General features: G+C 50.5%; 15 protein-coding genes and 1 tRNA gene. 9 read left to right on the top strand and 7 right to left on the bottom strand.

Features of this window, described 5'->3' with window-relative positions; all coding sequences use genetic code 11:
* Nucleotides 1–5: 5 nt before the first annotated feature.
* Complete coding sequence (locus OU421_RS06955) at nucleotides 6–575, bottom strand: YIP1 family protein (protein ID WP_268185349.1); 570 nt, start codon at nucleotides 573–575, stop codon at nucleotides 6–8.
* A gap of 121 nt (nucleotides 576–696) precedes the next feature.
* Between OU421_RS06955 and OU421_RS06960 the strand changes: the two genes are divergently transcribed.
* A complete protein-coding gene (locus OU421_RS06960; RefSeq protein ID WP_268185350.1) occupies nucleotides 697–1338 on the top strand; it encodes an NAD(P)H-dependent oxidoreductase in 642 nt (213 codons plus the stop codon).
* A gap of 104 nt (nucleotides 1339–1442) precedes the next feature.
* Here the strand turns inward: OU421_RS06960 and OU421_RS06965 are convergent, their stop codons facing one another.
* A complete protein-coding gene (locus OU421_RS06965) occupies nucleotides 1443–3014 on the bottom strand; it encodes an MFS transporter (RefSeq protein WP_268185351.1) in 1572 nt (523 codons plus the stop codon).
* Nucleotides 3015–3184: 170 nt separating this feature from the next.
* The gene (locus OU421_RS06970; RefSeq protein WP_268185352.1) at nucleotides 3185–3775 is read right to left on the bottom strand and encodes a GNAT family N-acetyltransferase; all 591 of its coding nucleotides are present in this window, start codon (nucleotides 3773–3775) and stop codon (nucleotides 3185–3187) included.
* Between the two features lie 418 nt (nucleotides 3776–4193).
* Between OU421_RS06970 and OU421_RS06975 the strand changes: the two genes are divergently transcribed.
* Nucleotides 4194–4865 carry a hypothetical protein gene (locus tag OU421_RS06975; RefSeq protein ID WP_268185353.1) on the top strand — a complete coding sequence of 224 codons (672 nt, stop codon included), beginning with the start codon at nucleotides 4194–4196 and terminating at the stop codon, nucleotides 4863–4865.
* A gap of 12 nt (nucleotides 4866–4877) precedes the next feature.
* Here the strand turns inward: OU421_RS06975 and OU421_RS06980 are convergent, their stop codons facing one another.
* Nucleotides 4878–5792, bottom strand: a complete 915-nt coding sequence (locus OU421_RS06980; protein WP_268185354.1) for a bile acid:sodium symporter family protein — start codon at nucleotides 5790–5792, stop codon at nucleotides 4878–4880.
* Between the two features lie 146 nt (nucleotides 5793–5938).
* Between OU421_RS06980 and OU421_RS06985 the strand changes: the two genes are divergently transcribed.
* Nucleotides 5939–6586 (top strand): hypothetical protein, encoded by a 648-nt coding sequence (locus OU421_RS06985; RefSeq protein ID WP_268185355.1) that lies wholly within the window; start codon nucleotides 5939–5941, stop codon nucleotides 6584–6586.
* Between the two features lie 227 nt (nucleotides 6587–6813).
* Here OU421_RS06985 and OU421_RS06990 read toward each other — a convergent pair.
* Nucleotides 6814–6885, bottom strand: a tRNA-Ile gene (locus OU421_RS06990).
* Nucleotides 6886–7084: 199 nt separating this feature from the next.
* Nucleotides 7085–8101, bottom strand: a complete 1017-nt coding sequence (locus OU421_RS06995) for a phosphate uptake regulator PhoU (protein WP_268185356.1) — start codon at nucleotides 8099–8101, stop codon at nucleotides 7085–7087.
* A 161-nt stretch (nucleotides 8102–8262) separates the two neighbouring features.
* Here OU421_RS06995 and OU421_RS07000 point away from each other — a divergent pair, with 161 nt between their 5' ends.
* The 6 genes from OU421_RS07000 (at nucleotide 8263) to OU421_RS07025 (ending at nucleotide 16639) form a co-directional block, all read left to right on the top strand.
* Nucleotides 8263–9114 carry a phosphate ABC transporter substrate-binding protein gene (locus tag OU421_RS07000; protein WP_268185357.1) on the top strand — a complete coding sequence of 284 codons (852 nt, stop codon included), beginning with the start codon at nucleotides 8263–8265 and terminating at the stop codon, nucleotides 9112–9114.
* 39 nt (nucleotides 9115–9153) lie between these two features.
* On the top strand, nucleotides 9154–11112 hold the full coding sequence (gene pstA / locus OU421_RS07005) for a phosphate ABC transporter permease PstA (protein ID WP_268185358.1): 1959 nt from the start codon (nucleotides 9154–9156) through the stop codon (nucleotides 11110–11112).
* A gap of 2 nt (nucleotides 11113–11114) precedes the next feature.
* Complete coding sequence (gene pstB / locus OU421_RS07010) at nucleotides 11115–11876, top strand: phosphate ABC transporter ATP-binding protein PstB (RefSeq protein ID WP_268185359.1); 762 nt, start codon at nucleotides 11115–11117, stop codon at nucleotides 11874–11876.
* A 1-nt stretch (nucleotide 11877) separates the two neighbouring features.
* Nucleotides 11878–12531, top strand: a complete 654-nt coding sequence (gene phoU / locus OU421_RS07015) for a phosphate signaling complex protein PhoU (RefSeq protein WP_268185360.1) — start codon at nucleotides 11878–11880, stop codon at nucleotides 12529–12531.
* 351 nt (nucleotides 12532–12882) lie between these two features.
* Nucleotides 12883–15774, top strand: coding sequence for a PAS domain-containing sensor histidine kinase (locus tag OU421_RS07020; RefSeq protein WP_268185361.1), 2892 nt, complete (start codon nucleotides 12883–12885; stop codon nucleotides 15772–15774).
* A gap of 124 nt (nucleotides 15775–15898) precedes the next feature.
* The gene (locus OU421_RS07025; RefSeq protein WP_268185362.1) at nucleotides 15899–16639 is read left to right on the top strand and encodes a hypothetical protein; all 741 of its coding nucleotides are present in this window, start codon (nucleotides 15899–15901) and stop codon (nucleotides 16637–16639) included.
* A gap of 10 nt (nucleotides 16640–16649) precedes the next feature.
* On the opposite strand, the gene OU421_RS07030 is transcribed toward OU421_RS07025, so the two are convergent.
* The gene (locus OU421_RS07030) at nucleotides 16650–18770 is read right to left on the bottom strand and encodes a CHASE4 domain-containing protein (protein ID WP_268185363.1); all 2121 of its coding nucleotides are present in this window, start codon (nucleotides 18768–18770) and stop codon (nucleotides 16650–16652) included.
* Nucleotides 18771–19100 lie beyond the last annotated feature (330 nt).

A 19100-nucleotide genomic window follows, 5' to 3' on the forward strand; every position in this document is an offset into this window, starting at 1 on the left:
TGAGATTATGCCGGGAGAAATATCATTGAGCTGAACACCATTGCAATGATGAACAGATAGTAGCACACCACAAAGATTGCAACCGGAATAAAAACCGCGAGAACAGCCTGCAGCTTTGAGATGCCATGGAATTCATGGAGGGCAAAGACCTGAATCGCCATCCCCCAGTAGGGGGTGATGAACGCTCCGATAAGCGTCCATCCGATGAGGAGTGTTGGGATCATCGAGTAGCATGCCGCCCGGACGGTCTCGGTATATCCTCCGGTTCCGTTAAAAAAGAGGATGAATATATGGGTGATGGCTGCCCCGATAAAAAGAGATACGACACCTCCCACGAGAGAAAAGACGAATATGCCGGGGATGATGAAGAGAAGGGTTGCGTTGGGGATGTCCAGTGCCGGTCCGAAAACGATGGCGCCTGCAGCAATCACGATGGTTAGTAGAACGGAGAATACAAAGAGGAGAATCAGGTAGAAAACAAAGGCATCTTTGAATGATTCGTTCCGGTATTCGCCAAAACCCTGGTCGAAGGAGAAGAGGCAGGTGCGGATACGGTTACAATACGAGGGAGTCATATTCTATCTCTGGGCTGAATACTGCAATAATTCTTTGGAGGGAACGGGAGTGTTTTCCCGTCCGAAACCTTCATCATCTCAGGTTTCGTTAATGGCACGTACCGAATATGGTGGTGGTGTCATGAATGTTCTCATAATATATGCTCATCCCTATCCCGCATCGTTTAATGCCGCAATGAAGGATAAGGCAGTCTCTGTTCTGCAGGATATGGGCCACACAGTAAAGGTCTCGGATCTCTATGCAATGAAGTTCAAGGCGGTTCTCGACCAGGATGATTTCCCGCAGCCCTGCAACAGGGAGTATTTCTCTATTCCGGGAGAGCAGGTGGCAGGTGTCAGAAACGGCACCCTCGCCCCGGATATCCAGGCAGAGATGAAGAAGGTGGAGTGGGCGGATTTCTTACTCTTCCAGTTCCCCATCTGGTGGAGTTCAACGCCTGCCATCCTGAAGGGATGGGTTGACCGTGTCTTTGCACAGGGATTTGTTGTGAATCTGCTGGAGGGCAAGGTATATACCGAAGGCCTTCTCTCAGGGAAAAAGGCACTGATATCAACAACAGCGGGTTCTCCACCGGAATTTTACACAGAAGGAGGACCACATGGGGATATCAATCATCACCTGATGAGCCTCTGGCACAATACCTTTGAGTTTTGTGGTATGGAGGTTGTGCCAACCTTTTATGTTTTTAATGCTGCTGTGATGGATGATCTCCAGGTCAGATTCGAACTGGAGCGGTGGGAAGAGTACCTGCGGTTACTCTGACGGCTGAAGAGGTCTCGTTCGAGCCTGTTCTGTCCGAACATTCTTATTTTCCACTTCTTCCCTGCATGGCAAAAATGACGTGTGGTTCCTGCAGCACCGGATTTTCAGGCGTCTTCGTCCGGTTCGGACCGGACTGCCTGCCGGGGTAGGAAGAGAGCGGCGATAAGTGCAATGCCCAGAAATATCGTGATGGCATCAAAGCAGCGAAGCATCGCTGAGCTGATCGCGGAGTCGATGATATTCACCAGTTGCACGAGAACCGTGTCCGGGACGAAGAGATCCGGTCTGCCGGTCTGCATCGCATCCACCCAATTACGGAGTCCGGTTGCCAGCTCTTCTGCAGGGACGCCCGTTATCGCCGCCTGATGTTCCACCTCGTCTGCGATGCCGATGTAGCTGAAGATGAGCAGAATAACCCCGACAGTGGCGGTTCCAAGCGAAGTGCCCAACTGGCGAAGGGTATTCAGTACTCCCGCGGCGTCGGTGGCGTGTTCGTCTGGCACTGTTGAGAGGGTGAGGTTTGTAACCTGTGAGAGGATAATCCCAAAGCCCACTCCCAGGACGATGGAGCCGGGGATGAATTCGGCGGTACCGGTCCCGAGTCCGAAGATATCCCTGAGCATGAATGAACCCGCCATTCCCAGAATGAGGCCTGTGATGAGGAGGTGTTTCGGACGAATGAAGGTGGAGATGCGGGCGCCGCCAATGGAAAAAATGAAGACTGCAATCGACATCGGGAGGAGAACTATCCCTGTCTCAAAGGCGCTGATACCGGTTACCTGCTGGTAGAATACCGGGATGACGAAGAGAAATCCTGCGAAAGCGATGTTCTGGACGGTGCCGATGGTGTTGCCGAGGACAAAGCTCCGGTTACGGAAGACGCTGATGTCAACGAGAGGGACCCTACCCTTGGTTTTCCGTCGTTTCTCCCAGAGGAAGAAGATTCCCATGATGACGAGGCCTGCCCCGATGAGGGTCGAGATGTACTGCCAGAACGCGTAGTTACGCATGAGAAGGATACCCATCACAATGGCAAAGAGCCCGACAAAGGAGAGAAGTGTGCCGATGACGTCGAGGTCGCGCCATTTGAGGGTGGGACGTGACTCAGTGAGCAGGTATGATAAGACAAGGATGAGAAAGACGATGACAAGTTCAATTCGAAAGGCCCAGCGCCAGCTGTAGAAGGTGGTGAGATATCCGCCAATAATCGGCCCGAACGCGGCGCCTGCAGCGGCGATGCCGCCCCACATCCCGAAGGCGAAGGCAAGATCCCTTCCGCTGTAAGTGCTGGTCAGAAACGTGGTTGTCGCAGGCATCATCAGAATGGCACCCAGCCCTTCGAAGATGGCCCAGCCAATGAGTAAAATGGTTGCATTCCAGCTCATTGAGGCGGTGAACGTGCCGATACCATAGATGGCAACACCGAGGAGAAATGCCTTCCTGCGCCCGAGAACGTCCTGCAGTTTGCCGCCGATGAGCATGAAGGATGCCATCACGAGGGCATAAATTGCGATGATCGCCTGAATGGTCGGTACGGTCGTCTTCAAATCCTGAACAAGGGCTGTGATTGAGACATTCATGATGGTCGTATCGATGACCATGATGAATACTGCGAGACAGATGATAGTGAGTACACCCCATTTGAACCCCTCATGCGGATCGCCCCTGTGCTTCATCGGTTTGCTCCTGCGGAGTAATGCCGGTCGTGGCATTTATAGATGTTGTGCAGGACAGGAGAGTGTAGGGATATGGCCTGGAAGTGTTCAGTGGAGGTTCTGCACGATGACACGTATGAATTGCAGAAATCCGGACTGTTTTGATGGGAATAAGTATGTCCGTTCGTAATTCAGGTAAATAACCGGTCGAGAGTGGCAAGCAGTTCATCTTCGACTTCTTCAGCAAGAAGGCCGAAGAGAAGGCGATCCTGATATTCCCCCCCTATATGCCAGTATTTTCGCTGGCGTCCTTCAGGGATGAACCCTCCCTTTTCCAGCACCCGCACCGAACCCCGGTTCCCTGCGGTGGTGTCGGCATTCAGGCGGTAGGCACCGGCGATGCGGAAGGCAAACCAGACGAGAAAGGTGGCAGCCTCTGATCCGATACCCCTGTTCCAGTACGGTTCATCGATCTGGTAGCCGACAATGTATGCGCCGGGAGAGAAATCCTCTGCGACAAGGGCACACTGGCCGATGAACGCCCCCGTCGCTTTATCCCGGATGGTAAAGACAAAGTGGGCAGGCATTCTCTCTTCTGTCAGCGCGAGAGCGTTTTCTTCTATAAAAGGGAGGAAATAGGTGTGGGTTACCTCCGGTGTGTTCGGCCCGAAAAAGAGCCAGTGGCAGACACTCTCCTTTGCAAGCATCTCTGATATGGGAGCAAGGTCTTCGAGTATGATGTATGAGAAGGTGAGGGTGGGGGATGTCCATGTTGTCCGCATTGATAATTTTCTATGCAGGGATTGAGATAAAGAGTTTTGTGGTAATTATTTATCAGAGTCAGAGGGGATTTCATCCCCCCGACAGCCCCCCTCATATATGATGCGTCCTGTATGATTAGGTGGAATCGGAATATTATGGCGGTTGTATTTTCTCATTTTTGAATTTCAGTTCGAGATTGGCAATAGTGTATTCCAGTTATTCCGTCTATCTCATGGACTGCCTCTCCCCTTGGGGAGAGGAGGAGCCCGGCGTATGTCGGGCGGGTAAGAGGGGGATTTCTGGAATGATTCTGTTTCTGATTATGCCCTCTGGTGTATGCGAGATTTTTTATGTAATATCACGGGATTGTCCACATGAATAACACTGAAAAACGATCTTTATTTTTATATCGATCTGGCAAAATATGAATGATAAAATATGTTGACTGATCTGCTCAAATCTAATGCGAGATATTTATTATTAATTTTTGTTTTTATTTCAATAGCAATTGCAATTTGGTCATATTATTTTTCTGAATATTGTCTATTTCTTGAAACACTCGTATTAATACCGATTATTACTATCGGATTTATTCCATATCATCAGACTCAACGTTTTATCAAAATAAAAACAAATATTCCTGAAAACCAATCAAAATCTCATCATGCGATTATTATCTCACCATTGGATCCGATTCGTAATTTATCTACTATGATGTCTGGAGCAGAACTGATTGCCAAATGGTGTGAGAAGAATAATCAATACTATTGTTTTTATTGTTGCTTTAACCCCGAAGAATTTGAAAAGATATTGAATAATCCATTTACGGAGAATATTTGGGTTTTTGGACATGGAAGAAGTATTCATGAATATTGCCTCAAGAATGGGATATTTGATTATGATAATTTGGAGATGTTTCCACAGGATTTGAAGAAAAGATTTGTAGGACAATTACATTGCAGTCCCGGTTCCGGTCATCCCCTTTCATATAGAATCTGTGTTAATCCTTCCCATTCAATAGTAAGTAACAATTCTCGATGGTGCTATGAAAATAGAATTGATATTAGATATATTCTTGGAGAATCTGGCTTTTTTGTAGACAATTGTTAGTAAATCTGAATGTCATTCCTTGGTCATTTCTTTCCTCTCCCTTTTTTCTTTCCGCCTCACTTTTTGTCCCCATTTCACGGCAATTAAACCAGATATCAGTGTCTGGACAATTGCATAGACAATGATGATGAGGAATGCTTCCCCATGGGATGCGAGAGCACTTGCTCCCACAAGCAGAGAGACACCGAGATTTCGGTTGGTTGTGCTGGTGGCAATTACCTGCCGGTTATGTTTTTCAGGGCCTCCCAGGAGATAGCCGATGCACATCGAAAATGCCACCAGAATAAAGACGGCCGCTGTCGCGGTGATGCCGACTGCGAAGAATGAGTCAATGAACCGGACCTCGCCTGTCACCTGCACCCAGATGAAGATAATGCCAAAGATGACGATCGTGAGATTGGAGAGGAGAAATGCCCGGTCCCGTATCCGGTCTGCAAATGAACGCCAGCGGGAGTTGATGGCAAGACCTGCAACCATGGGGAGGAATATGAGGATGACAAGGGTCGTCATCACCGAGAAAAAATCAATCTGTTCGGTAATGGCACCCGGAAGGATGAGGGTGAGCGTAATCGGGGTGGTGAATATCGCGAGCACACTCAAAAAGAACATGATGCTTATCGCAAGGGAGACATCCCCCCTGGAGAACTCCGCAAGTTTCGGGCCGATGGTCGAACCGGGGGCGCATGCGACGATGAGTAGCCCTGCCGCAACCCCCATTTCCATTGGGAGCAGACTGACCACTGCGATACCAGCAAGGGGGATGACGATGAGATTGATGAAAAAGGCAATTCCTATCAACCGGCGGCGATGAAGTGGTGCGGCAATCTCCCGCATCGTAAGGCCAAGGCCCATGGAGAACATCGTTGCCACTAAAAAGAGGTAGATGGAGAGTTCAAGGGGCAGCGTCAGGCCGATGGTTGAAATCATCTGCTGAAAAATTGTCTGGTATCCCTATAATGGATGCTGTTATTCTGATCCGTGCATAATCCTGCGGATTGTTATGCAATTCTGGAATTGGGGGTCTAATACTCTGCAAATATGTATTTATAACACTGTGTGCCAATATGGGACACATGGAAAAACAGTATGGCATGTATCTCGCATACTTCTTTCAGACTCTTATCGGTCTGAACTGCATCTATGCCTTTGTCACCGGAAATCTTGTGGGGTTCTTCTCGGCCCTTATCATGTTTGTGGCAACACTCATCCCCTTCATCATCGCCCACCGGATGAACATCCATTTTCCCTGGTTTGTCTTCTTTCTGATTGCCCTTGCCCTCTGGTTTCACACAGCAGGCTACATCCAGGGCTATTATGAGATGTTCTACCCATATTATGACAAGATTGCCCACCTCGTCTCCGGGACGACCGTTGCCCTTCTCGGATTTTTGGGTGTCATCTTCCTCGACCGTTACTGGAATATGAAGCTCAACGCCCTCTTTATCATCGGGTTTACCATCATATTCGGGATGGCCCTCGGTGGATTCTGGGAGATATATGAGTTTTTGGTGGACACCTTCCTCGGCGGGTCTATGGCAGGCAAGATGCAGAATGGCCTGAACGATACCATGCTCGACATGATGTTTGTCCTCGCAGGCTCTATCATTGTCGCCATTATGGGTGTTTTTTATTTCCGCCATCACCGGAAAGAAGATATCGTTGGATCTATGAACGGGGATGAATTCCTGAACTCCCTCAACACGGATGCCGAAGATGAGTGATCCGGCTTCACTGAGATGCCATAATATATCCCCTCTTTTTGGCTGAATTCAACGACTGCGCTCTCAAAACATTTCACGATAGTACCGGTATATGCCTGCCTGTATGCTGCTGGCGATGTGGTTCGGTGAATTGATGTATGCGGGATAGGTTTTACGTCCGTTACCCGGAAATTTTGATGACGGAAATATGAATGGGCACCCTCCCGGATATTCATAGAAAAAGGAAATGGGCCTGATGCGATTCGAACGCATGACCGTCCGGTTATGAGCCGGACGCTCCACCACTAAGCTACAGGCCCGGTGAAATGTGCATATTCTCTATGTCATGAATGGCTAAAAATGTATTGAGAATATATTTGGTTTTTGGGCATTTTGTGGGATGGCAGATACGATAATTTCTCTCTCTGGCACCGGAGGGGGACGTAACTCTGCATACTGGTATGAAAATTGGTAGCGGAGGAGGGCGAAGAACCGGTCAGGGTCTATATGCCGCAGGTCTCAGGCGTTTATTCCAACAATGTGGTTGATCGTATGTTCACAGATATCGGTGGAGTAGTCCCCGATTCTCCGGAGGGAATCTGCAATATATACGAAATGAATCGCGTTTGCCGCATCAAACGAGAGTGCCATGCGGCTGACTTCCCGGCAACGCTTTTCAAGCGGTGTCGTCTGGCCGATAGTTGCATTTGCCTTTTCCAGATCACCTGAATGGAACGCCTCCATTGCAGCCCGGAATATCGCCATCGCATCACGTTCTGCACGCTGGATGCCTTCGTAGATACCATTTTCAATTGCAATATCCGTGAGTTCAACCGCGTTTTTGGCAATCTTTGTGGCATGGTCTGCAATGCGTTCAATAATTTTTGCAATCTGGATATATCCGGAGGCAGTTGCAACAGGAATATCCATCCGGCGCGAAAGGTTCACATCGGAGAAGATGAGGTTCACCTGCCGGGCGATTAGCCACTGGAGGCGGTCCACATCATTGTCCCGTTCTATGACTGAGATTGCAAGGGAACGGTTCTGGTCCCGCAGGGCGGTGATCGCATCCTCGCTCATCTTGTTCACGATGATAGCCATACGGCGCAGGGTGTTTTCAATTGGCATCTCAGCAGGATTGAGAAGATCTTTGACCCGGATCTCTGTATCTGTTTCCTCAACAATTTCCTGCCCGATGGACATCGCCGTGAAATTTCTCACCTGCTCAATAATATCTGCGGGGAGGCGGTGTTTGGATCGTATGACAATTTCCGTGTACCCGGTGATATATGCCCCCACGAGTTCCCGCAGCAGGAGGGTATGATCGGTCCCCGCGTCCGCCATGAACACCTTTTTCCGCTGCAGCTGTACCCCGGTGGTATTCGGGGTGACGAGCAGGGTGCCGTCGCTCTGAATGATCAGCCCCACGGGGTCATTTTTCTGGATATTTGTTGCATCCACCCATTTCTTAGGGAGAGAGACAATAAATGAGGAACCGCCGCTACGCTGGACCTTACGGATCTCCATCTCAGCCATTGTATCAGTATTTATGTGGTCTGCATATATTGTTGTTTCGTCTGTAAGTATATGCAGTATATTTTGTATATTCATGAATATTCGTGTAAGGCTTGTCAGTACAGAATGTCGGTCAATACTATATATTCGTCTCTGCCCCTTTGCTATGGTGAAAACTCATCATGAATATGCGCTCAAAACCATTCATTGCATTCACACTCGCTGTTGTTCTTCTGGGAACGGCGTTTGTATGCGGATGTACAGACTCCGGCACCGGTCCGGCAGAGACAGAGACCATCTCCGTGACCGGTTCGACCACCGTCCTTCCGCTTGCACAGCTTACTGCTGAAGCATACATGGACACCCACCCTGAAGCTGACATCCAGATATCCGGCGGCGGTTCATCCGTTGGTGTAACGGCAGTCGGTGAAGGCACCGCAGACATTGGTATGGCATCACGCGACCTGAAGTCAGAAGAGGTGACGAACTACCCGGACCTCGTGCAGCATGTCGTGGCAAAGGACGCCATCGCGATCATTGTCCACCCGTCAAACACGGTCTCTGACCTCACAGTCGACCAGATCAAGTCCATCTATCTCGGTGATATTACGAACTGGCAGGATGTCGGCGGTCCGGACGAAACGATCGTCGTCGTCGGCCGTGACAGCGCCTCCGGTACCCGCGAGTACTTCCATGAGTCTGTGATGGACAAGGAAGACTTCACAACAAGTCAGCTTGAGAAGAACTCGAACGGTGCGGTCCGGCAGACCGTCGCACAGACCCCCGGCGCCATCGGCTATGTCGGCCTTGGCTACATTGATGCAACCGTGAAGGCTGTGCCTGTCAAAACCGGCAGCGGTATCGTTGATGCCAGCGTTGCGACCGTCATCTCCGGCGAGTATCCGATTGCACGGGGCCTGAACATGTTCACCGACGGAGAGGCGACCGGCCTTGCTGCCGACTACCTGGCGTTCATCATGAGCCCTGACGGGCAGGCACTCGTCGCAGAAGAAGGCTTTGTCCCGGTAGCCTGAAAGGCGGGGCACCCGTTCCCAATCCTTTTTTGATGCATCATGGAATACGAACAGACTGTCACCGGTGCTCCCGCGGTATCTGCTGAGCTCGCAGCAGATCGCAGGACATACCTGAAAGAACGCTCAATTCGGTATGTATGGTTCCTGACCGCGGTGTTTGGTGTCCTCACCGTCTTCTTCATTCTCGCATTCCTCGTGAAAGACGGCATTTTGATCTTTGCAGAAACCACTCCGGCAGAGTTTCTCTTTGGCGCGACCTGGAACCCGACCGGCGCGATACCGGCGTATGGAACTCTTCCGCTCTGGGTGGGCACCATTCTCGTCACTATCGGTGCAATGGTCATCGCAGCTCCCCTCGGGATTGCGTGCGCCATCGTCATCGCAGAACTGGCCTCACCCCGTGTGAAGGCTGTCATCAAACCGGCCGTTGAACTCCTCGCGGGTATCCCGTCCGTCGTGTATGGATTCTTCGGACTCATCGTCCTCACGGACTTCATCCGGGTGAATTTCTCCATCCCTTCGGGCGAGACCTGGCTCGCAGGTTCCATCCTTCTGGGCATCATGGCACTCCCTACCATCATCAGTGTCTCGGAGGACGCCATCTCGGCCGTGCCGAAAGAGTACCGGGAAGGGTCCCTTGGGCTTGGGACCACTCGCTGGCAGACCATCTCTCAGGTCGTCGTCCCTTCCGCCCTCTCCGGCATCACCGCCGCCCTCATCCTTGGCGTCGGGCGGGCGGTCGGCGAGACGATGGCGGTGCTGATGGTAACAGGCAACGCCCCCATCATCCCCGACCCCATCTATAATATCCTCTCACCCATCCGGACCCTCACGGGCACGCTGGGTATCGAGATGGGAGAGACTGCCATCGGCAGCGCCCACTACCACGCCCTCTTTGGCGTTGCACTGCTGCTGCTCTTCATCACGCTTGCCGTCAACCTTTCGGCGACGATGTTCCTCGGGCATATCCACCGGAAACAGACCGGCACCGGCAAGGGTCCCGGCAGACTCTCTCTGGTGCTCGAAGCGCACCGGCGCACCATCCGGTGGGGTGTTGCAGCCGCTGCATTCCTGCTGGTGGCGCTTATCGTCTCCCCCCTTGTCGCGGTTGTCTTCGCGCTCATCGGCGTGGCATGGCGGTACATCCCGTCCCGCATCGAGCCGCATCACCAGCAGACCGTGGCATTTGTCCTCCTCTATGGAGCAATTGCCGTTGTGCTCGCAGCGCTTGCAGTAATTCTCGGGTATATCGTCGTAAACGGTTTGCCTGCCATCAGCTGGGAGTTTCTGACGACCGCACCCCGGGCGCTCGGTCGCGAAGGGGGCATCCTGCCCGCCATCGTCGGGACGCTCTGCCTCGTTGCAGGTGCTATTGCAATCGCCCTTCCCATCGGCGTCGGTGCGGCCATCTACCTCATCGAGTACACCCGTGAGAACGTTCTCACCAGGATCATCCGGACCGGCGTCGACCTCCTGAACGGCACGCCTTCCATTGTATTCGGGCTGTTTGGTTTCTCCTTCCTCGTTCTCTACCTGAACTTCGGGGTCAGTCTCATTGCAGGGCAGGTCACCCTCGCCCTGATGGTGCTGCCGACGGTTATCCGGACGACAGAGGAGGCGCTTCGGAGTGTCCCGGATTCCCTGAGACAGGGCAGTCTCGCCCTCGGTGCTACGCAGTGGCAGACTATCTCGCGTGTGGTTCTCCCGTCTGCGATGCCCGGGATCATCACCGGAGCCATTCTCTCCATCGGGCGTGCCGCGGGGGAGACGGCGCCCATCATGTTCACCGCGGTCGTCTTCTCAAGCCGGTTCCTGCCCTCGTCCCTCTCTGATCCGGTGATGGCTCTCCCCTATCATCTCTACATCCTTGCAACCAATGTCCCGGGTGCAGATACGAACCAGTACGGGACCGCACTGGTGCTCATTGCACTGGTAACAGGTATCTATCTCGTTGCAATCGCCCTCAGAACGCACTATCAGAAAAGTATCCGGTGGTAATAATGGACACGTCAACAGTAATTGAAACACAGGGGGTAAACCTGTGGTACGGGAACACCCAGGCATTGAAAGATGTCACGATTCGTTTTCCGGAACAGACAATAACCGCCCTCATCGGGCCATCGGGATGTGGAAAATCCACACTTCTGCGATGTTTTAACCGTATGAATGACCTGATCCCATCCTGCAGAATCGAAGGTGGGATCTCGTATCATGGAACTGACATGTATGCACCGTCCGTTGATCCGGTGCATCTCAGAAAACGGGTTGGCATGGTATTCCAGCGCCCAAACCCGTTTCCCAAGTCAATTTATGATAACATCACCTACGGCCCGCGGATGCATGGCGTCCGTGACCGGAAAACACTTGAAAGCATTGTCGAAGAGAGCCTGAAAAAGGCTGCTCTCTGGGATGAGGTAAAAGACCGGCTCACTGCGTCTGCGATGGGTCTCTCCGGTGGCCAGCAGCAGCGCCTCTGCATCGCCCGCACGCTTGCCGTCAACCCGGATGTCATCTTAATGGACGAGCCCTGTTCGGCACTTGACCCGATTGCAACAGCAAAGATTGAGTCGCTGATGCAGGAACTCAGGAGCCAGTATACGGTGATCATTGTGACGCATTCCATGCAGCAGGCGGCACGGGTGAGTGACTACACCGGGTTCATGTACATGGGGGAACTCATCGAGACGGGTGAAACTACAAAGATCTTTGAAAACCCGGAACGCGAACTGACAAACAATTACATTACCGGGAGGTTTGGATAATATGACACTGGAATCATTTCATGATGAACTGGACGGGATTCATGCCCGTGTGCTGACAATGGCAGAGCATGCCATGGGCATGCTCACGGACGGCATGGTGTGCCTCACCTCGCATGATGAGGAACTGGCGAATGATATTATGGACCGAAAAATATGGCTGTCTGAACTGCATGAGGAGATAGAAGAACGGATCGTCCGTCTCTTTGCGCTGTATCATCCGGTGGCAGAGGATCTCCGGCGGATCATCTGTTACAATGTGATGAACTATTCTCTCTATCGGGTCGGACGGGCGGGAAAAGGTATTGCAAAGAATGTTCTGACTGCCGAACATGAGAACCCGGGTGTGCCGATGGATAGTCTCAATGTCATGGCCGATATGGTTGTTGAAATGCTTGAAGATGTCATCACCGCCTTTGGAACATCAACCGTAGTCGATCCTCTGTCATTTGGGAAGCGTGACAGTAAGGTGGATGCAATGCAGGACAGTATCTTCCGGGAGTGCCTCACCTATATGATGCAGGACCCGCACATGATCCCGGGTGGCATTGAGTGCATCACGGTCGCACGCCATCTTGAACGCTGCGGGGACCATGCCTGCATCATGGCAGAGAAGTGCTACTTCATGGTGGAAGGCACCCGTGTAGAAATACGATAACGAAGAAACGAGGTCTCTTTCGAAGAGGATTTTATGTATGGTATAGGCCGGAAAAAATCGTTCACATTTTGTTCTGACCAAAATTCCGCGTGATGATATCATCACGCGGGAGGCATAACATGGGGTTTTAAAATCTGTCTGCGTTTACTGGATTTCTGGCCGTAAAATGCAATTCATACTGCGCATAGAACTGAAAATTTCTGTATTGACATTATATGAAAACGAATGTTAGTATATTATTTTAATACAATTAATTTCAGGAATTATTTATTAGTACAGGTTTCCCTGGAAACAGAATATTTATGGTATCATGAATACCGATATAATTAGACCATGTGGGGGTAATCAGTAATGGAGTCCGAATATTCTGGCCATACTATGGGGGAGGGGGCAATCCCTGTAGCAGGTTTTTCTTCCAACGGACAGTTGCTCTTTTCAAATGCTGCGTTTCATAGAATTGCAGAGCCAAAAACCGGGGGGGATTTCGGTATGGCCGCAGGAGACGGCAAATCATTTCTTGCTGCAGTTCGTAAGGCGTGCAACGGAACCACCTGTTCGCTGCAGGCAGAGCTGGAACCATCTGGTATTATGGCCAGTTTCTCTCTGTTTCCGTCATCAAATGAATCCGGGCCATTTGCACTGGCAGTAGTGATCCCGGACGAGGGTGGAGGGAGCGTTGGTGCCCGGCATGAGATTGCCGAGGATACGTTCTCCGGAAACGGCGATGAAAGCGTCTTTATCGCAGACGCAGAGCGGAGAATCCTGGAAGTGAATGAATCCGCCTGCCAGAGATTTGGGTATAGCCGCGAGGAAATGCTCAGTCTCAGGATTGATGACATCATCGCACCACGATGTCGTGACGCCACTCCTGCCCGGCACGCTTCTCTCCTGAGAAATGGTGGTGGTTCGTTTGAAAATTTGCATATCACACATGATGGCAGGGTGTTTCCGGTAGAAGTGTATTCCACGGTAATCCGGTACGAAGGAAAACCAGCCATTCTCTCCATTTCAAAGGCCATTACTGAGGCCAGGATGGGAAATCCGGACAATGAAGCACTCCGTGAAATGGAGAAGAAATATCGATCTTTCTTTGACGCGGCACAGGAGGGTTTCATCGTTGCAGATTCTGACGGCGTTGTATTGGACATCAATGAACGGTTTGCCACTTTGCTCCGCCAGCCGAAACGTGCGGTAATTGGACATAGTTTCTTTTCTTTTTTTGCACGCACCGGATCATATGATCCGGAGTCCCTCATTCGGTCAGTTATTGAAAACGGGTGTGTGCGATTTGAGGGAGAGGTAATATCACCTGTTGGCGGAAACCCGGTGATTGCGATGGAATGCTGTCCGATTCTTTTGCAGGGTGAACAGTGTATCCGTATCATTGCCCGGGATACGTCCCGCCCCTCTGATGAAGAGGAACCGATGTGTCCCTCAGGTATTTACCTGTCTGCCTTTGATATATCGGGCACCGGCCTTGTGATAGTCGACCGGAATAACCGGATTATCCGTGCAAACCATGAATTTGAACGGATAATAGGTGCATCTGCTGATGAAATGATGGCCCGGCAATGGATGGACTTTGTTGAAGATCCAACGCTTCTCACGGTTGCAAAGGAGGCAGATATCTCCAGGAAGCATGAAGAATTTTGTCTGGAAAACCATGAAATTACCCTCAGAACAAAAAACGGCAACATAGTCCCGTCAGTGCTATCGGTACGCTCAATTCCAGGCACAACCATGAACATTGCATCGGTACAGGATATTTCACACCAGTGTGAGACGATCGGGAGACTCTCTGAACACCGGGAGATGTTTGCGCTCCTCTTTTCATCGATGTGTGAGGCGTTTGTTTTACTGGACGAGGCCTATGAGATCCGGATGTGGAATACTGCAGCCGAAGAGATGTTTGGGTACGCTGAAGACGATGTCACAGGAAAGAATATCTTTCCTCTCCTCTTTTCCCTTGGACCGGAGGATGGTAAGCGTATCTTCCAGCGGTTCCTTAAACCTGATGCTACTTCTTCCGGCCGCACTCCGGCAGAACTCTTTCTCAGCACCAAAGAGGGCGGCGCTGTTCATACGGAAGCATCGGTATCCCGGTTTACCCATAAGGGAAATTCCTACCTTCTTCTTATTATACGGGACAATACCGAACGCTATCGGTTTGTCGAATCGCTTACTGAGCGTGAGGAGTTTCTCCGGTTTGCAATCGACGCCGCCCGTGTCGGCATCTGGGATTATGATCTGGAAGAAGATGTCTACAGCCTGAGTGAGGATGTATATGCACTGCTCTCACTTGCCGGGCCGCAAATATCCCCGTCCCATGTGTCTTCGGATGCGTGGCGTGCGATTATGCATCCCGATGATGTTCTCACGGCTGAGAGTGTTAATCTGGCTATAATGAGTGGAACGGTCGCTGATTTGGATTTGGAACTCAGGCTGAAAACCGCAGGGGGGACGTGGAACTGGTTTGCGCTTGAGGGAAAGGTGATTGAGTATGACAGCACCGGCTGTCCACAGCGGGTGGTGGGCATCATCCGTGATGTGCAGGATAAAAAACAGGCAGAGTCTGCTATCCGCGAGGCAAACCGGAAACTGAGTCTTTTGGCAGGTGTTACCCGGCATGACATTCTCAATCAGATTCAGGGTCTGCTCTTCTATTCTGAGGAGATGAAAAGCGGGGAATACACGGTTGATGAGATGGTGGTGATGGCCGGAAAAATAAATGAGATGACAGAGACCATCAACCGGCAGATCACCCGGACCCGCAATTATGACACCCTTGGTACAGAACCGCCGGAGTGGCAGAATGTTCATTACCTGGCCGATGAAATTGTCGCTGGCATGGATGATCTCGGTCTTTTGTACCTGAATGAATGTCCAATGGTGGAGATATACGCTGACTTTCTCTTTGCAGAGGTTCTCAGGACCATTGTTGAGAATTGCACCCAACATGCCGTGGGTGCGACAACATTGACCATACGGTTTGAAGAGACAGATGATGCCGGGCTTATCACCATTGAAGATGATGGGTGTGGGATCCCCCTAAAAAACAAAGAAATGATATTTTCTCACGGATTCTCAAAGGGGGCAGGTGGAGGGCTCTTTATTGCCCGTGAGATTGCCGGGGTGACCGGCATCGAACTCTACGAGACTGGTGAAGTTGGCTCTGGGGCCCGGTTTGCACTTCGCATTCCCAAATCCGGATACCGGTTCACAGACGTGGAAGATGCAGAATAGGACACCGTTATTTACCGGGACTCCTGCATGGATGTACTTCTCCTCTTTTTTGGGGTTGTTTTATTGGTATGCTGGATAAGAGTAGGAAGTGCCGGAAAATATCCGGAATCCAGGGGTTTTTTGTATGAATGACAGGAAATGGTTAATCGGTCTGGCTGCTACACTCGTAATTTGCTCGACACTGCTATATTTTATACATTATCTGGTGTTTCATGATCTGCACCACATAGGTGTCTTTGCCCTCCATGAACTTGCATTTCTTCCGGTTGAAGTGTTGATTGTCACGCTTGTGATTCATCGCCTTCTTGATGAACGGGAAAAAATGCAGAAACTGGAGAAGATGAATATGGTGATCGGGACTTTCTTTTCACGGGTAGGAACGACACTGATCTCCTGTTTTGCGGCCCATGATCCGAATCTCGAATCTGTCCGTTCAGAACTGATGGTGACAGATGCATGGTCTGAAGAGAATTTTAGTGCGGTTTTGGCCCGGATGAAGGCGTATGAATATGATATTGATACCTGCACTCTGGACCTTGAACGCCTCCGTGTATTTCTTCTTGACCGTGAGGATTTCCTTGTCCGGATGCTCGAAAATCCGGTGCTTCTTGAACATGAGGATTTCACTGAACTCCTTCGGGCCACGTTTCATCTCACCGAAGAGCTGAGCCGTCGGGGGGCGATTGCCGAGTGTCCCCTCTCTGATATCGCCCATTTGGGAGGAGACGTAAAACGGGTTTATGGCCTCCTGATTCATGAATGGATTGCATACATGCACTACCTGATGAAAAACTATCCGTATCTCTTCTCGCTTGCCCTGCGTACAAATCCCTTTGATCCAGAGTCGTCTGTCATGGTTACCTGACCATCTCCCCTTATTTTTCGGCTGTTTCGCTGTCGTTCTCCTCTTTTATAACGTCCTCTTTAAAATCATAATGCTTAACGAGGAAATCACGAATTTTTGCCGATTCGAGCCATCTCTGATCCAGTTTTTTGACAATTTCATCAATCAGGTCTACCTGGGAGAGGATTTTCTCCCGTGCTTCCCCTTCCTGAAGATCAGCGGTTGCGGCGATGACGGTCAGAGGGTTCCGGATATGGTCATTGAGAATGGCAAGCGAGAGCAGATTTTCTTCGATCTGGTGGAGCGTCTCTGTTTCCCGTTTTCGCATAGTTATGGTTTCTGTGATGTCGCGCACAAAGAAGCAAATGAACTCCTCACCCTGCGTGGAGAGATAACTACTCGTCTGGGCGACGGGGAAGGTGGTATTGTCAGAGCGCAGCAGAAACGATTCTTCATGCACCAGGCTGCCACCTGCGATTCTGTCCCACACCGACGGCCAGATCTCCGGAGTAAGGGTCGGGTTGAGGTCCCATGTCTTCAGGCTGGTGAGTTCTTCGGGGGTGTACCCAAGGGATCTGGAGGCGGATGTGTTTCCGTACATGACTGTTCCGTCTCTCTTCACCCAGTAGATGGCATCATCAGCGTTATCGACAGAAAACTGGGTGATCCGGAGGTGTTCTTTATTCTTCACAAAGGCCGTGATGTCCCGCACAATCGCAAGCAGGTAAACGGTTTCTGTGCCGGTAAACCGGGAGAGGGACACGCTGAAATGTCTGGATTGATCGTTACCAAAGTGGCGCTCACAGGAGAAATGGTGGGGTTCGCCGGAATATGCAGCTTCTGTATGGTCTAAGAGGGCCGTCCCGTCAGGATCTGTTCTACATGTGCCAAGGATCACATGCATCTGATTTCCGATGAGATCTTCTCTGCTGAATCCGGTCATCTCTTCTGCTTGCCGGTTGCATTCAAGAATGCCTGTTTTGTCAAGGATAAATATCGCTTCACCCGCTGCTTCAAAGAGATGGCGGTATTTCCTTTCAGAACTCTCAAGAGCTTTTCTGGCTCCTTCAATCTCTGAGAGACTGCTCTCGATGGTATCCAGAAGACTGTTGACCGACCGGACAATGGTAGTGAGTTCATCGTCACCGTCATCAATGAGTCGGGTATGAAAGAGGGAAGAATCTGAAATTCTGCGGACTCCCTGTGAGATGTTCTCTATTCTTCTGGTGAGATGTTGTCCCAGATACCGGTAGGCGAGTCCTCCGCTGATGATAAGGGTAACAATAAACAGGATTACTGTATTGCGGACTGCCTTTTTGCCAAAAATGTATGTGTCCCGGGGATTATTGACACTCAGTACAAAGGCCGGTGTTCCTGCCACATCATACATCAGGGCACGTGCGGTGATTTCCTCTTCAAAAGTTACTACCTGTGGTTGGATATTGGATGTGCCATTCTGTCCTGTCACAAAGGCATCCCAGGTGGTTCCTGCCCCCAGTGGCTCTGCCCTGATACCGAGGTTTGTGTCTGCGGCAATTTGTTCTGTGATATCGGATGTGAACCGGGATGCCATCACCAGGTGGCCCCGTGATGGCCCTTCGTAGTATGATGTGAGAATGGGTTCGGCCGCAATTATCCAGATGCCATCTGGTGTGTTGAGTATTCCGGAAAGATCTTCACAGGCATATTCTGGTGAAGAGATGAGAGGAAGGGATTGAAGGCTCTCTTTCAGTTGAACTGAAATCGGCAAAATTTCTTCTGTTTCAGGATCATAAGAAACTCCATAAAGCAGACTTCCTACAGTATCAAAGTACAGGATTGCTTCAATTTCAACATTCTGGAAGGTGGAGGGAACCAGATTACTTTTAATATATGCCTTATTCAAGTCATATGCAAAGGCGTAGGTATCGTCCCATCCGGCATAGTCTTCTACGGTGACTGCGAGATTCTCTCCCTGTGTTTCAACAGCTCTCTGGGCTGTGTTGAGGTCTTTGATAATCTCTTCTGTCTCTATTTCCTGTATTCCGCCAATGAGATAATACTGAGCGCTGATGATGAACCCCAAACTGATTGCCAATATTATTGCAATGATGACGATGACATTTCTGGTATTTACCCGCACTGAGTCACCACGGTGGGCGTATGTCGGCATCCGAGAATACTGCCCTATCTAGTGAATAGTCACTGTAATCGGTTAAATCTCTTTATATTTGCATATTGTTCACTTCAGAATACCTGTCTGTTTTTTTCGGTGGCGCCATACTGTCCGGGCGACTGCATATTCCGCCATTCCCGGATGGGGAGGCCGCGCTGGCATTCTGAACCACAATCGCAGCCCTTTACATCCCATTCCGGTAGATATTGTCAGGGGATAGCACTGTCTGTGTCCGTGCGGTATGGGTACTGAATTTCAGACGATATTTGTGCTCCAACCGAAAAAATTGATTTTTCCCTTTTGATTGATGAATTCTCTGCAATACGC

Origin of the sequence: Methanogenium organophilum, from assembly GCF_026684035.1 — an archaeon.
In the GTDB taxonomy this organism is placed as follows: Archaea; Halobacteriota; Methanomicrobia; order Methanomicrobiales; family Methanomicrobiaceae; genus Methanogenium; species Methanogenium organophilum.